This window comes from Rhizobium sp. N122 (genome assembly GCF_002211295.1).
Taxonomy (GTDB): domain Bacteria; phylum Pseudomonadota; class Alphaproteobacteria; order Rhizobiales; family Rhizobiaceae; genus Rhizobium.
On the sequence record NZ_LOKU01000001.1, the window covers coordinates 252319 to 266450 of the forward strand.

General features: G+C 63.5%; 8 protein-coding genes. 6 read left to right on the forward strand and 2 right to left on the reverse strand.

Features of this window, described 5'->3' with window-relative positions:
- Nucleotides 1-213 precede the first annotated feature (213 nt).
- The 6 genes from ATY75_RS01130 to ATY75_RS01155 all read left to right on the forward strand — a co-directional run bounded on the left by ATY75_RS01130 (nt 214) and on the right by ATY75_RS01155 (nt 7578).
- Entirely contained in the window at nt 214-927 is a 714-nt protein-coding gene (locus ATY75_RS01130) for an HAD-IA family hydrolase (RefSeq protein ID WP_088936111.1), read from the forward strand.
- A 34-nt stretch (nt 928-961) separates the two neighbouring features.
- Nucleotides 962-2572 carry an ABC transporter substrate-binding protein gene (locus ATY75_RS01135; RefSeq protein ID WP_088936245.1) on the forward strand — a complete coding sequence of 537 codons (1611 nt, stop codon included), beginning with the start codon at nt 962-964 and terminating at the stop codon, nt 2570-2572.
- 87 nt (nt 2573-2659) lie between these two features.
- Complete coding sequence (locus tag ATY75_RS01140) at nt 2660-3610, forward strand: ABC transporter permease (protein ID WP_064844640.1); 951 nt, start codon at nt 2660-2662, stop codon at nt 3608-3610.
- Entirely contained in the window at nt 3607-4473 is an 867-nt protein-coding gene (locus tag ATY75_RS01145) for an ABC transporter permease (RefSeq protein WP_088936112.1), read from the forward strand. Before ATY75_RS01140 ends, ATY75_RS01145 begins: the two co-directional genes overlap by 4 nt.
- The gene (locus tag ATY75_RS01150; RefSeq protein ID WP_088936113.1) at nt 4470-6125 is read left to right on the forward strand and encodes an ABC transporter ATP-binding protein; all 1656 of its coding nucleotides are present in this window, start codon (nt 4470-4472) and stop codon (nt 6123-6125) included. The genes ATY75_RS01145 and ATY75_RS01150 overlap by 4 nt, the downstream gene beginning before the upstream one ends.
- Nucleotides 6126-6252: 127 nt before the next feature.
- A complete protein-coding gene (locus ATY75_RS01155) occupies nt 6253-7578 on the forward strand; it encodes an FAD-binding oxidoreductase (protein WP_088936114.1) in 1326 nt (441 codons plus the stop codon).
- A 73-nt stretch (nt 7579-7651) separates the two neighbouring features.
- On the opposite strand, the gene ATY75_RS01160 is transcribed toward ATY75_RS01155, so the two are convergent.
- Together ATY75_RS01160 and putA are read right to left on the reverse strand one after the other, a co-directional pair.
- Nucleotides 7652-10195, reverse strand: coding sequence for a methyl-accepting chemotaxis protein (locus ATY75_RS01160; RefSeq protein WP_088936115.1), 2544 nt, complete (start codon nt 10193-10195; stop codon nt 7652-7654).
- A gap of 220 nt (nt 10196-10415) precedes the next feature.
- Nucleotides 10416-14123 (reverse strand): trifunctional transcriptional regulator/proline dehydrogenase/L-glutamate gamma-semialdehyde dehydrogenase, encoded by a 3708-nt coding sequence (gene putA / locus ATY75_RS01165; protein ID WP_088936116.1) that lies wholly within the window; start codon nt 14121-14123, stop codon nt 10416-10418.
- Nucleotides 14124-14132: the final 9 nt, after the last annotated feature.

Genomic DNA, 14132 nt, shown 5'->3' on the forward strand with positions numbered 1-14132 from the left:
CGAAACGGTCAGATTCGGTATTTTGTGCCGCCATATGGCGCCTTTCAGGAGAATCCGGCGCGGTGCCGGTGACAAACTACGGTCACTGAAGGGCTCGGATCCCGGCAATGCGAGGCCTTCCATAGAAGAGCGGGACAACGATCTCGCCTGCGGAACAGAATATTCTTCTTCGAGAACCGTGCTCCCACTGGGGCCGAACACTGGGGAATTCGCGTGAGCAAGAGCCTTCCGGAATTCAAATACATGACATTCGATGTCGTCGGCACGCTCATCGACTTCGAGAGCGGCCTGAAGAACTGCCTCGCCGAGATCGCGGCGGAGGCGGGAGGCACCGTCGACGGCGAGCAGGCGCTGAGCCTCTACCGCGCAGCCCGCTATGCCGAGGATGCCGGCCTCTTTCCCGACGACCTCGTGCGCGTCTATCTCGCGATCGCGCCGACGCTCGGTCTGCCCGCCGATCCAAAATATGGCGAACGGCTGCGGGACTCGGCCAAGAGCTGGAAGGGTTTCGCCGACAGCGCCGCAGCGCTGGCCAGACTTGCGAAGGATTACCGCCTCGTTGCGATGACCAATGCCCGCCGCTGGGCCTTCGATTTGTTCGAGAAGGAACTCGGCAACCCCTTTTATGCCGCCTTCACCGCCGACGATACCGGCACCGAAAAACCCGATCCCGCCTTCTTCGAGAGGGTTTTCGCCTACGTTGCCGCGGAAGGCCATTCGAAGGCCGACATCCTGCATGTTGCCCAGAGCCAGTACCACGACATCGGCATTTCCAGGGAACTCGGGCTGGCCAATTGCTGGATCGAGCGGCGTCATGCCCAGAAGGGTTACGGCGGCACGATCGAGCCGCTCGAGTTCACCAAACCCGATTTCCATTTCACGTCCATGGCAGGCCTTACGGATGCCGTGGCTGCTGCACGCGCCTGACTTTAAAACCGCCACAGAAGAAAAGGGGAATGAGATGAACAGCAAGATTACCAATTGGACCAGCTCCGACGACGCCATGATCGAAACCGCCATCCGTCGTGGCGCGACCCGCCGCGAGCTGCTGCATATGCTGCTCGCGGGCGGCGTGGCCATGTCGGCCGGCGGGCTCGTGCTCGGCCGCGCCGGCAAGGCGCTTGCGGCGACGCCGGTTTCCGGCGGATCGCTCAAGGCAGCCGGCTGGTCGTCCTCGACGGCCGATACGCTCGACCCCGCCAAGGCTTCGCTCTCCACCGACTATGTCCGGTGCTGCTCCTTCTATAACCGCCTCACAATCCTCGACCAAACCGGCAAGCCGCAGATGGAGCTTGCCGAGGCGATCGAATCCAAGGATGCCAAGACCTGGACGGTGAAGCTGAAAAGCGGCGTCACATTTCACGACGGCAAGCCGCTGACATCCGACGACGTGGTCTTCTCTCTGAAGCGCCACCTCGATCCCGCCGTCGGCTCGAAGGTCGCCAAGATCGCCGCTCAGATGACCGGCATCAAGGCGATCGACAAACAGACCGCCGAGATCACGCTCGCCAACGCAAATGCCGACTTGCCGACCATCCTGGCGATCCATCACTTCATGATCGTTGCCGACGGAACGACCGACTTTTCGAAGGCGAACGGCACCGGCGCTTTCGTCAAGGAGGTCTTCGAACCCGGCGTGCGCTCGGTTGGGATCAAGAACAAGAACTACTGGAAATCGGGGCCGAACGTCGATTCTTTCGAATATTTCGCGATCAGCGACGACAATGCCCGCGTCAACGCCCTGCTTGCCGGCGATATCCACCTCGCAGCCTCGATCAATCCGCGCTCGATGCGCCTCATCGAGGCTCAGGGAGACGGATTCACCCTGTCGAAGACGACCTCCGGCAACTATACCAACCTCAATATGCGGATGGATATGGAGCCCGGCAACAAGCGGGATTTCGTCGAAGGCATGAAGTCCCTCGTCAACCGTGAACAGATCGTCAAGTCGGCGCTGCGCGGTCTCGGCGAGGTCGGCAACGACCAGCCCATTTCACCGGCGAACTTCTATCATGACGCGGACTTGAAAGCGCGAGGCTTCGATCCCGAAAAGGCAAAGTTCCACTTCGAAAAAGCAGGCGTCCTCGGCCAATCGATTCCGATCATCGCTTCGGATGCGGCGAACTCGTCGATCGACATGGCCATGATCATCCAGGCCGCCGGCGCTGAAATCGGCATGAAGCTCGATGTCCAGCGCGTGCCGTCCGACGGTTACTGGGACAATTACTGGCTGAAGGCGCCGATCCACTTCGGCAATATCAACCCACGGCCCACTCCTGATATCCTGTTTTCGCTGCTCTACTCGTCGGATGCTCCGTGGAACGAAAGCCAATACAAGTCGGAGAAATTCGACAAGATGCTGATCGAAGCGCGCGGTTCGCTCGATCAGGAGAAGCGCAAGGCGATCTACAACGATATGCAGGTTATGGTCGCTCAGGAAGCCGGCACCATCATTCCGGCCTATATATCGAATGTCGATGCCACCACGGCGAAGCTCAAGGGCTTGCTACCCAGCACGCTTGGCGGCCAGATGGGGTACGCGTTCGCCGAATATGTCTGGCTCGAAGCCTGATAAGCATGGTGGCCGGGGCTGCAATCGCGCCCCGGCTCCGCCATTTGATCGCTGAAGCTCAACTCGAACGCCAAAAGGGAGCCGCGCGTGAACAACCAGGTCTTATCCCTTGTGCTGGGCAGATTGCTCATCGCCCTGATCACCCTGGTGATCGTCTCCTTCGCCGTGTTCTTCGCGACAACGCTGCTGCCGGGAGACACCGCGGCGATCCTGCTTGGCCAGGCGGCCACGCCGGAAGCCGTCGAAGGTCTTCGCAAGGCGATGCATCTCGACGAGCCGGCGCTCTTTCGTTTCCTGCGCTGGTCCGTCGGACTGCTGCAGGGCGACCTTGGCACCTCCTACGCCAACCAGATGCCGATCGCCGATCTTATTGCCGGCCGCTTCGTCAATACGCTGAAGCTCGCCGGCGTCACCGCGCTCTTCTCCGTGCCGATCGCGCTGACGCTCGGGATCACCGCGGCAATGCTGCGCGGCACGCTTTACGACCGGATCGTCACCGTGATCACCATCGGCGTCATCTCCGTACCGGAGTTCATGGTCGCGACCTCCGCCGCGCTGATCTTCGCCGTCTATCTGAAATGGCTGCCGGCGCTGTCTTTCGCCAATGAAATACACAGCCTGGCCGACATGTTGCGTGTCTATGCCATGCCGGTGATCACCCTCACCTTCGTCGTCTCGGCGCAGATGATCCGCATGACGCGCGCGGCCGTCATCGAGACGCTCAACACACCCTATGTCGAAATGGCGTTGCTGAAGGGAGCCTCCCGGCCGCGCATCGTCTTTCGCCATGCACTGCCCAATGCGCTGGGCCCGATCGTCAATGCCGTCGCACTGTCCCTGTCCTATCTGCTCGGAGGCGTCATCATCGTCGAGACGATTTTCAATTATCCCGGTATCGCCAAGCTGATGCTGGATGCCGTCGCCACCCGCGACCTGCCGCTGATCCAGAGCTGCGCGATGATCTTCTGCCTGGGCTATCTGCTCTTGATCACCATCGCCGATATCATCGCCATCCTTTCCAATCCGAGGCTCCGATGACCATGAGCACATCCGAAACCACCTCCGGCCGGCTGTCCGGAACCTCGTTCGGCTATCGCTTCAACATCGTCGGCGCGATCGGGCTTGCCGTCATCCTCTCCTGGGCGCTCGTCGCGATCTTCGCGCCGTTGATCATCCCCTACCCTGTCGGCGAGATTGTCGATCTCGACTATTTCGGCCCGATGAGCCGGCAACTCTGGCTCGGCTCCGACTATCTCGGCCGCGACATGCTCTCGCGGATTCTGATGGGCGCGCGGTACACGGTTGGCATCTCGCTGGCGGCGGTGACGATCGCCTGCTTCAGCGGTGTCGTGCTCGGCATGATCGCCGCGGTCGCCGGCGGCTGGCCGGACACGATCCTCAGCCGCTTCCTCGATGCCCTCAATTCCATTCCGAGCAAGCTGTTCGGCCTGGTGGTGGTCGCGGCCGTCGGTTCCTCGGTCCCGGTCCTGGTCCTGACGCTGTCGGTGATCTACATTCCCGGCGCCTATCGCTTCGCCCGGGCGCTCGCCGTCAACATCAATGCGATGGATTTCATCACGGTCGCGCGCATCCGCGGCGAAAGCACCCTCTATCTCATCCGCTCGGAAATCCTGCCCAACATCGTCGGGCCGGTGCTAGCCGACCTCGGAATTCGCTTCGTCTTCATCGTTCTGCTCCTTTCCGGGCTTTCCTTCCTGGGCCTCGGCGTGCAGCCGCCCTATGCCGATTGGGGAGCGCTGGTGCGCGAGAATATCGGCGGGCTGCCGTTCGGCGCGCCGGCGGTGATGTTTCCCTCGCTGGCGATCGCTAGTCTGACGATCAGCGTCAACCTGCTGATAGACAACCTGCCGCAGAAGATTCGCGACCGGAGCGTGTCATGAGCAATTTCATTGAAATCCGCGACCTGAAGATCGAGGCCACCACCGATTCCGGCCGGCGTGTCGAGATCATCAAAGGTGTCAGCCTCGACGTTGCCGAGGGCGAGATCGTCGCACTGATCGGTGAGAGCGGCTCGGGCAAGACAACCATCGCTCTGACCCTGATGGGCCATACCCGCGCGGGCTGCCGCATCACCGGCGGCAGCGTTTCGGTCGGCGGCAAGGACATGGTCACGCTCAGCGAGAAGCAGCGCGCCAAGGTGCGCGGCACCAAAGTCGCCTATGTCCCGCAATCCGCCGCCGCCGCCTTCAACCCGGCGACGACGATCATGGACCAGGTGATCGAAGTCACACGGATTCATCGGCTGATGTCGCCGGACGATGCACGCGCCCGGGCAGTCGAGCTCTTCCGGGCGCTGTCGCTGCCGGAACCTGAGACGATCGGCAGCCGCTATCCGCATCAGGTGTCCGGCGGCCAGCTACAGCGCCTGGCCGCCGCCATGGCGCTGATCGGCGACCCCACCCTCGTCATCTTCGACGAGCCGACGACGGCGCTCGATGTGACCACCCAGATCGAAGTTCTGCGCGCTTTCAAGTCGGTGATGAAGAAGGGCGGCATAGCGGGCGTCTACGTCTCGCACGACCTTGCCGTCGTCGCCCAGATCGCCGATCGCATCGTCGTGTTGAAAGGCGGGGAAACCCAGGAAACCGGCACCACCAACGAGATACTCAACAACGCGAAGCATCCCTACACCAGAGAGCTGCTCGCAGCCTTTGAGCCGAAATCGCGCGGCGCAGCCGAACTGGCCGCAAATGTGACGGCGCCGCTTCTGAAAATCGAAGATCTCGTCGCCGGCTATGGACAGCTCCAGGCCGACGGCCTGCCTCTCGTTCGCGCCGTCGAGCATGTCAGCCTGAAGGTGGAGAAAGGGCGAAACCTCGGCATTATCGGCGAATCCGGTTGCGGCAAGTCGACGCTTGCCCGCACCATCGCCGGCATCCTGCCGGCCGCAATCGGCAAGATCGTCTTCGACGGCACCGAACTGCGCCGCAGCGCCCGCGAGCGCTCGCGCAACCAGTTGCGCGAGATGCAGATCGTTTTCCAATATGCCGATACCGCTCTCAACCCGGCAAAATCGGTGGAGGACATCCTCGCCAGGCCCCTGGTTTTCTACCACCGCATGGACCGGCAGGCGCGAAACGCCCGGATCGATCAGCTGCTCGACATGGTGCGCCTGCCCCGCAGCCTGCGCCATCGCCGGCCGGGAGAACTCTCGGGCGGCCAGAAGCAGCGCGTCAACTTCGCTCGCGCACTCGCCGCCGATCCGAAGCTGATCCTCTGCGACGAGATCACCTCGGCGCTCGACACGGTGGTCGCGGCCGCGGTCATCGACCTGCTCAAGGAATTGCAGCGCGAACTCGGCCTCTCCTACATCTTCATCAGCCATGACCTCTCGGTCGTGGAGGCGATTTGCGACGAGATCGTCGTGATGTATGGCGGCCGGAAGGTCGAGGAAATCACGCCCTCGACGGTGAAGGCGCCGACGCACCCCTATTCGCAGCTGCTCTTCTCCTCGGTGCCGACGCTCGATCCGGCTTGGCTCGACAGTCTCCAGCAGGATCCTGAACTGGTGCGGGCCTATTGTCGGCAATGAGGTTACCGTGGTGATCGTTTGTCCGACAACGTTCCGCCCCGGAATCACGTAAAAACAAAATGTTAGAGAGGTTCTGCGCTTCGGTGAAAGGCTGAACCGCTCTAGAGTATGAAACGGAGACACCGCCATGCCTGCACCGCTCGATCGCGTCGATACCACGCCGGAGCTCCCCGCTGCCGCCGATGCGGTGGTGATCGGCGGCGGTATCGTCGGCATTTTCGCGGCCTATTATCTTGCCCGGCGCGGATTGAAGGTTGCCCTCGTCGAGAAAGGTCTTGTCGGGGCGGAACAATCGAGCCGCAACTGGGGCTGGTGCCGGCAGCAGAACCGCGACGCCCGTGAGCTGCCGATGTCGACGAAGAGCCTCGATCTGTGGGAGCGCTTCGCTGCCGAGACTGATGAGGATACCGGTTTTCGCCGCTGCGGCCTCTTCTATCTCAGCAATAACGACGAGGAACTGGCCGGCTGGGCGCGCTGGCGCGATTTCGCGCGGTCGGTCGGCGTCACGACGCATATGCTGAGCAGCGCAGAGGCAACCGAACGCGGGCGCGCCACCGGCGCCTCGTGGAAAGGCGGAGTGTTTTCGCCGACCGACGGCACCGCCGATCCGGCCCGTGCAGCACCGGCCGTCGCGCGGGCCATCCTGAAGCTCGGCGGCACGGTGCATCAATCCTGTGCGGCCCGCGGCATCGACATCGAAGGCGGCCGGATCGCCGGCGTCGTCACCGAACACGGCACGATCCGGACAAAATTTGCGATCCTGGCCGGCGGTGCCTGGGCTTCCTCCTTCTGCCGCCAGCTCGGCATTCGATTTCCGCAGGCATCGATCCGTTCGTCGATCCTTTCCGTTTCGCCGGGTGCCGCCGGCCTGCCGGATGCGCTGCACACATCCGCGGTCTCCGTCACACGCCGCAGCAATGGCGGCTACACGCTGGCGATCAGCGGCCGCGGCCGTGTCGATCCCACCGCGCAGCAGTTCCGCTTCGCACCACAATTCCTGCCGATGTTCGCCCGGCGGTGGCGCAGTCTCGCACCCGGCGGCTTGGAGGGATTTCGTTCCGGTCACGAGTCTCTTGCACGCTGGCGCCTCGACAGGCCGACGCCGATGGAGCGTATGCGCATCCTCGACCCGGCAATCAACCAGGCCACCATCCGCCTGACGCATGCGCGGGCGCTCGAGCTTCTACCCGCCTTGAAGAAAACCGGTATCAACGCGACCTGGGCTGGCTATATCGACAGCACGCCCGATGGTGTGCCGGGGATCGGCGAGATCGCCACGCTTCCGGGTTTCATCCTCGCCGCGGGCTTCAGCGGCCATGGCTTCGGCATCGGACCGGGCGCCGGTCATCTGATTGCCGATATCGTCACGGGCGATGAGCCGATCGTCGACCCCCGGCCCTATCACCCGGACCGCTTCGGGAAATCCGCCTGGGGCAAAGTGGCGGATTTTTAGATACGGCGCGGACGAAGGAGAACGCACCTGGCGTGAGCGCCTTGTCCCCTCAAAAAAACCGGGCAGCACTTGTTCAGGAGGCCACGGACATCCGGGGGCTGCTGGCGAAGGAGGCCCTGCGGCCATCGGCGGCAACAGTCTGAAAGTGGGAAATTCTTTCGTTCAATAGTTCCACCTGCTGCCGAAGCCGATGAATTTCCGCGGTGTTTTCCTCCACCATGGCGGCGTTGTGCTGGGTGATGTGCTCGACGTCGCGAACGGCGTTGTTCACCTCGTCGATGCCCTTGTACTGGGTGGTCGTCGAAGCCGAGATGACCTGCACCAGACCGTTGATCGAGGTGAAGTGCTTCATGATGGCAGAAAGCGCATGGCCGGTTTCCTCGACGAGCGTGACGCCGGCGCCGACCTGCGATGCGCTGTTGGAGATGAGATCCTTGATCTCGCGGGCCGCCTTGGCGCAGCGCTGGGCAAGCTCGCGCACCTCTTGGGCGACGACGGCGAAACCTCTGCCGGCCTCTCCTGCGCGCGCCGCTTCCACGCCCGCATTCAGGGCCAGAAGATTGGTCTGGAAGGCGATTTCGTCGATCACGCCGATGATGCTGGTGACTTTCTCGGATGACCGGTTGATGGCGCCCATGGCGTCGACGGCTTTGGCGACGACGGCTGCGGAATGCTCCGCCTGGCGGTGGGCTTCCGCGACCGAAAGCGATGTCTGGCGGGCGTTTTCGGCGGTCGTCCGCACGCTGTCGGTCAGTTCGCCGAGCACGCGCGAGCTTTCCTCAAGGGCTGCGGCCTGCTGTTCCGTGCGCCGCGCCAGATCGTCGGCGGCTCCTGAAAGATTGGTGCTGCCCTCTGCGATCTCGTAGGTGGTGTTGCGAACCTCGGCGAGCGTCAGCCGCAGCGCATCGATGGCGTGATTGTAGGTGCGGGCCATGGCGACGTAGTCGGCGGCGAGATCCTCGCTCATCTCGGCGGCGAGGTTGCCATTGGCGAGCTTGCCGAGCATGTCGGAGAGCGCGTTCAGGGCCTCACTCTGCTCCGCCTCGATGCGCGCCTGCTCGGCGGCGCGGCGGGACTGCTCCCGTTCGTCGCGCGCCCTGTTCGTCTCGGCGACCTCTTCCAGCCGGGTCTTCTCAAGCGCCTGGTCGCGGAAGACAGTCACCGAGCGGATCATGTCGCCGATCTCGTCGCCGCGCTTGCCGTCGCCGATCGGAACATTCAGATCGCCGTCGGCAAGCCGCATCATCGTCTGGGTGATCCGCTTCAGCGGCCCGCGCAGAGTTTCGATCAGCATGAGGCCGCCGATGATCGCAAGCACAGTGCCGGCGATCATCGCCGCGAGCGACATCGTCGCCGAGCGCTGGCTGATTTCCCTGCCGCTCTCCTGCGCCGTGCTGACGAATTGTTCCAGCGTGTGGCTTGCGTCGGCCACAAGCGCGGTCGCCGCCTCCTTGTCCACGCGCCACCGGTCGGCAATCGATATCAGCAGCGACGTGTCCTTCTCGATCGTCGCAAGAGACGGTTCGATCTTCTTGGCAAGATCCTGCAGCGCGGCATTCTTCCCGCTCAGGGGGACAAGCTTTGCAGCGCTATCGCGCAATGCCTTTAGATCGGCGAGAACCGCATCCCGCGACGCGGCATCCACCCGCCTGTTCAGTTCGCTGAGGTGCAGGCGCAGATCGTCGATCGATTTGAAGGCGGCATTGACGATCGCCACCATCGAACGAAGTGTCGATATGCTCGCGTCCATGCCGGTAAAGCGCTCGATCGCCGTGTCCGCATTGCCGGAAGCGAGTTTTGCAAATTGCTCCTGAAGGCCCTGCAGATCCTGATCGACGGCAGCGTAAGCTTCGAGCGTCAGGTTGCTGTCCTTGGCCATGGGGGCGAGCTTGTCCAGGACCGGCTTCAGCGCAGCAATCTGGCTCTGGGCCTTGTCGGAGGCAAGCGCCCCGCTGTCGGCGACCTCTTTGACGAGCGGCGGCAGAAGGCTGCCGATAGCCTGGCCGAGCTTCTGAGGGTCGGCTACCGCTGCGGTCGCCTTGCGCAGTTTCGCAATGCGTCCCGCGAGATTCTTATAGGCCGAGGCATCGAGAAGAAGCGCTCGGACGAAGGCCTCTTTGCCATTCGCCTGATCCTGGAGAACGTCGAGCTGTTTGCGCGCCGTCTGGCTTTCCTTAAACAGCCCGGCCACTGCGTCGTCGATCGCCTGTTCTGTACTGACGCGCTCCTGCGACACGGCCCAAAGCGCGTCGGCGCCGCCTTGCATCTTAGGCCCGAGTTCGCGCACCGCGGCGATCTGCTGCTTTTGCGCAGGATCGATCAGCATGGCATCGAGCGTTGCCGCGCCCTTCTGCTGATCGGAGATGCTGGCGATCAATCGATCGCGCGTGGCCGCACTGGGAAGATCGGTAAAGGCAGTCAGCGCAGATCGCAGCTGCTGAAAACTGGAAAGCGTATCGATCGTCTGCCGGGTCAGCGTCATCTGGCCGTTGAGCGTACCGGCGGTGAAATAACCGAAAAGACCGATGCCGGCGATCAGTACGATCAGCGGCACCACGAAGAAGAGCACCTTCGTCACGATCCGCATACGCTGCAACAGTCGGTCAATCAACGCCATAAGGAAGCCCCCACCCCAGCAAATTGCCTGCTTCTCCGGCGCGACCAATCACATCGACATACAGCCACGGCGGTCAAGTCGGAGTGACCACGATTGGCAGTCGTCGCGCCAGATCGTGACGATAGCCAGAACTCTTAAAAAAATGGTCAATAGTGTCGAGTTTTTCGGGACATGCGAAACGGCGACCGAGGGCGCATTTGCGCGCCGTCGTCTCGTTTTCTCAGCCGATCGCCATCAAGCTGGCATTGCCGCCGGCTGCGGCGGTGTTGATCGACGTGGACACCTCCTCCAGCAGCCAATTCAGGCAATAGGCCTCGGAATCGCTCGTCAGTTCCTCGCTCGTCGCTGCCTGGACCAGCAGAAGCGGCCCCGGCAGAGCAGCAATCTTCCGGTTGACGACCAGAACCCTGTCGCGATCGCCTTCGACCAGTGCGCCGGAGAACGGCCCGTCCTTTTCCCAATCCGACGTCCAGGAAACCCGGCCGGCGACGGCCGCCGGCAGGTCCGCCAGGACCGATTTCGCTAAGGAGCCCGCATCCACGACGACGTGGTTGCCGGTCGACAGGGCTGCGGCGATCTGGCGATGGAGCCCGCTTTCGGTCTGCGGCACGGCAAGAATGCGGCCGCGGGGATGGAGCGCGTAGAGATTTCGCTCGCCGACCGGGCCGGTGAGTTCGCGCTCAAGCCCGAGCGCCGAGCGGCTCGCATAGCCGCGCGCCGCCTCGCCCTCGCCCGGCAAGCCCTTCTTGTCGAGCCAGACGATATAGTCGCGAAGGGCAAGGTCCGTGTGAACGGAATCCTGCTGCGGCGGCACCGGCGCGCGCTGCACCAGACGCCCGATATAGAGTGGACCGCCTGCCTTCGGACCGGTTCCCGACAGGCCGCGTCCGCCGAAAGGCTGCACCCCGACCACGGCGCCGATGATGTTGCGGTTGACGTAGAGGTTGCCGGCCTTGATGCGGCTCGTCACATGCGCGATCGTCTCGTCGAGGCGGGTGTGAAGGCCGAAGGTGAGGCCGTAACCCGATGCATTGATGTCGTCGATCAGGCGGTCGAGCCCGTTTCGCTTGAAGCGGACGACATGCAGGACCGGTCCGAAGATTTCCCGCGTCAGGTCCGACAGGGACTTGATCTCGATGATCGTCGGTGGAACGAAGGTTCCGGCGGCAGCACTTTCGGGCAGCCGCAGCTGATCCACCTTGCGGCCGGCGCCGCGCATTTGCTCGATATGCTGGTCAATCTCGGCCTTTGCGCCATCGTTGATGACAGGCCCGACATCGATGCTCAGCCGGTCGGTACGGCCGATCGTCAGCTCGCGGAATGCGCCCTTCAGCATGTTGAGCGTCCGGTCGGCCACATCGTCCTGCAGGCAGAGCACGCGGAGCGCCGAGCAGCGCTGGCCGGCGCTGTCGAAAGCCGAGGCAATGACGTCGGCCACCACCTGCTCGGCCAGAGCCGAGGAATCGACGATCATGCCGTTCTGGCCGCCGGTTTCGGCAATCAGCGGGATCGGCTTGCCTGATGAAGACAGCCGTTCGGCCAGCTGCGCCTGGATCATCCGAGCGACTTCGGTCGAGCCGGTAAACATGACGCCTGCCGTTTCCGCAGCACCCACCATGCCGGCGCCGAGGCGGCCGCTGCCGGGCACGAATTGCAGGGCGGCCACTGGCACGCCCGCCTCGTGGAGGATCTTGACGCTCTCCGAGGCGATGATCGGCGTGACGCCGGCGGGTTTGGCAAGCACGGGATTGCCGGCCACCAATGCGGCGGCCACCTGCCCGGTGAAGATCGCCAGCGGGAAATTCCACGGGCTGATGCAGACGATTGGCCCGAGGGGCGCATGGGACGGCCCGAGCGTCTTGCGCGCCTGTTCGGCGTAATAACGTAGGAAGTCGATTGCCTCCCGCACCTCGCCGACGGCATTGGCGGCGGATTTGCCGGCCTCGCGCATGATGATGCCCATCAGCGTCTTGATGCGGGCCTGCATGATGTCGGCCGCCCGCTCCAGGCAGGCCGCACGCTCAGCCGGCGGCACCGAGGCCCATTGCGGCGCGTACTCGGCCGCCATCGCAACGATACGGGCCGCCTCTTCGACCTTCAGTTCGGTGACCGTGCCGACGACATCGCCATGATCGGCAGGATTGAGGACATCACGCGTCACCCCATCCGTGGAGCCATCGGCAAGGATCGGAAGCGCGTGCCATGGGCTGGCAGCCGAGGCGGCGAGCGTCTCAGCCAGGTCGGAAAGCGTCGTCTCGTTCGAGAGATCGAGACCGTCAGAATTGGCGCGGGCGCTGCCGTAAAGCGCCTTCGGCGCGGCGATCTGCACGTGAGGTGCGCCGACGACCGGCATGGCGGCAACGGTCTCGGCGGGATCGGCAATCAGCGCCTCGACCGAGACGTGTGGATCGGAGATGCGGTGCACGAAGGAGGAATTGGCGCCGTTTTCCAGAAGACGCCGCACCAGATAGGCGAGCAGCGTCTCATGTGTTCCGACAGGCGCATAGATGCGGCAGGGCCGATCGAGCTTTTCCTTGCCGACGACTTCGTCATAGAGTGGTTCGCCCATGCCGTGCAGGCACTGGAACTCGTATTTGCCGACCGCAAAATCGGGACCGGCGAGATGATAGATCGTCGCCAGCGTCTGCGCATTATGGCTGGCAAACTGCGGGAAGACGGCATCGGGTGCGTTTAGCAGCTTGCGCGCGCAGGCGATATAGGCAACGTCGGTATAGATCTTGCGGGTATAGACCGGATAATCGTCGAGACCGTCGAGCTGGGCGCGCTTGATCTCCGCATCCCAATAGGCGCCCTTGACCAGACGGACCATCATCCGGCGCCCGGAGCGTCGGGCGAGGTCGATGACATAGTCGAGCACGAAGGGGCAGCGCTTGCCATAGGCCTGGACGACGAATCCAAGGCCGTTCCAGCCTGCGAGATCAGCGGCAAAGCAAAGGTCCTCGAGCAGATCGAGCGAAAGCTCCAGCCGGTCGGCCTCTTCCGCATCGATATTGAGGCCGATATCGTAGGACTTGGCGAGAACGGCGAGCGCCTTGACCTTCGGCAGCAGCTCACCCATCACCCGGCCGGCCTGCGCCCTGACGTAACGGGGATGCAAGGCCGAAAGCTTGATCGAAATGCCAGGGCCGTCATAGATGCCGCGTCCGTCCGACGCCTTGCCGATGGCATGGATCGCCTTTTCGTAGTCCTTGAAATAACGTTCAGCGTCGGCAGCGGTCGTCGCAGCCTCGCCCAGCATGTCATAGGAATAGCGGAAGCCCCGCGCTTCGAGCGGCCGGGCGCGCTTCAGCGCCTCCTCGATCGTCTCGCCGGTGACGAACTGCTCGCCCATCATGCGCATCGCCATATCGACGCCGCGGCGGATGACCGGCTCGCCGGCGCGCGCAATCAGCCGCGTCAGCGCCGCCGACAGGCTGCGGTCGTTGACCGTCGAGGTCAGCTTGCCGGTGACGACGAGGCCCCAGGTGGCAGCGTTGACGAACATCGATTTGCCGCCGCCGATATGGGAGGTCCAGTTGCCCTCGGCGATCTTGTCGCGGATCAGCGCGTCGCGGGTGTCGGTATCGGGAATACGCAGCAGCGCTTCTGCAAGGCACATCAGCGCCACGCCTTCCTGGCTGGACAGCGAATATTCCTGCACCAGCCCTTCGACGCCGGTGCCCTTATGCTTGGCGCGCAGCGCCTCGATCAGAGTGCGGGCGGTGCTGCGGATGTCATAACGTTTCGCCTCGGAAACGCGCGCGGCCGCAACGAGCGGCGGCAGGCATTCGGTTTCCGGACGGCGATAGGCTGCCGTGATCGCCTGGCGAAGGTCCGATTGCGGCCGGATCGGCGGGGCAAAGGCGGCGAAGGGCGCGCCGCCAGCGGGTTCTTGGGAGGAAGCGGGGTCGATCGCTGCGTTCAACATGGGAGTCCC

Excerpts from the sequence above, each read along its gene's own strand:
- ATY75_RS01135 (WP_088936245.1), top strand. The coding sequence starts at position 962 with ATGAACAGCAAGATTACCAATTGGACCAGCTCCGACGACGCCATGATC.
- ATY75_RS01145 (WP_088936112.1), top strand. The coding sequence starts at position 3,607 with ATGACCATGAGCACATCCGAAACCACCTCCGGCCGGCTGTCCGGAACC.
- ATY75_RS01150 (WP_088936113.1), top strand. The coding sequence starts at position 4,470 with ATGAGCAATTTCATTGAAATCCGCGACCTGAAGATCGAGGCCACCACC.
- ATY75_RS01155 (WP_088936114.1), top strand. The coding sequence starts at position 6,253 with ATGCCTGCACCGCTCGATCGCGTCGATACCACGCCGGAGCTCCCCGCT.
- ATY75_RS01160 (WP_088936115.1), bottom strand. The coding sequence starts at position 10,195 with ATGGCGTTGATTGACCGACTGTTGCAGCGTATGCGGATCGTGACGAAG.
- putA (WP_088936116.1), bottom strand. The coding sequence starts at position 14,123 with ATGTTGAACGCAGCGATCGACCCCGCTTCCTCCCAAGAACCCGCTGGC.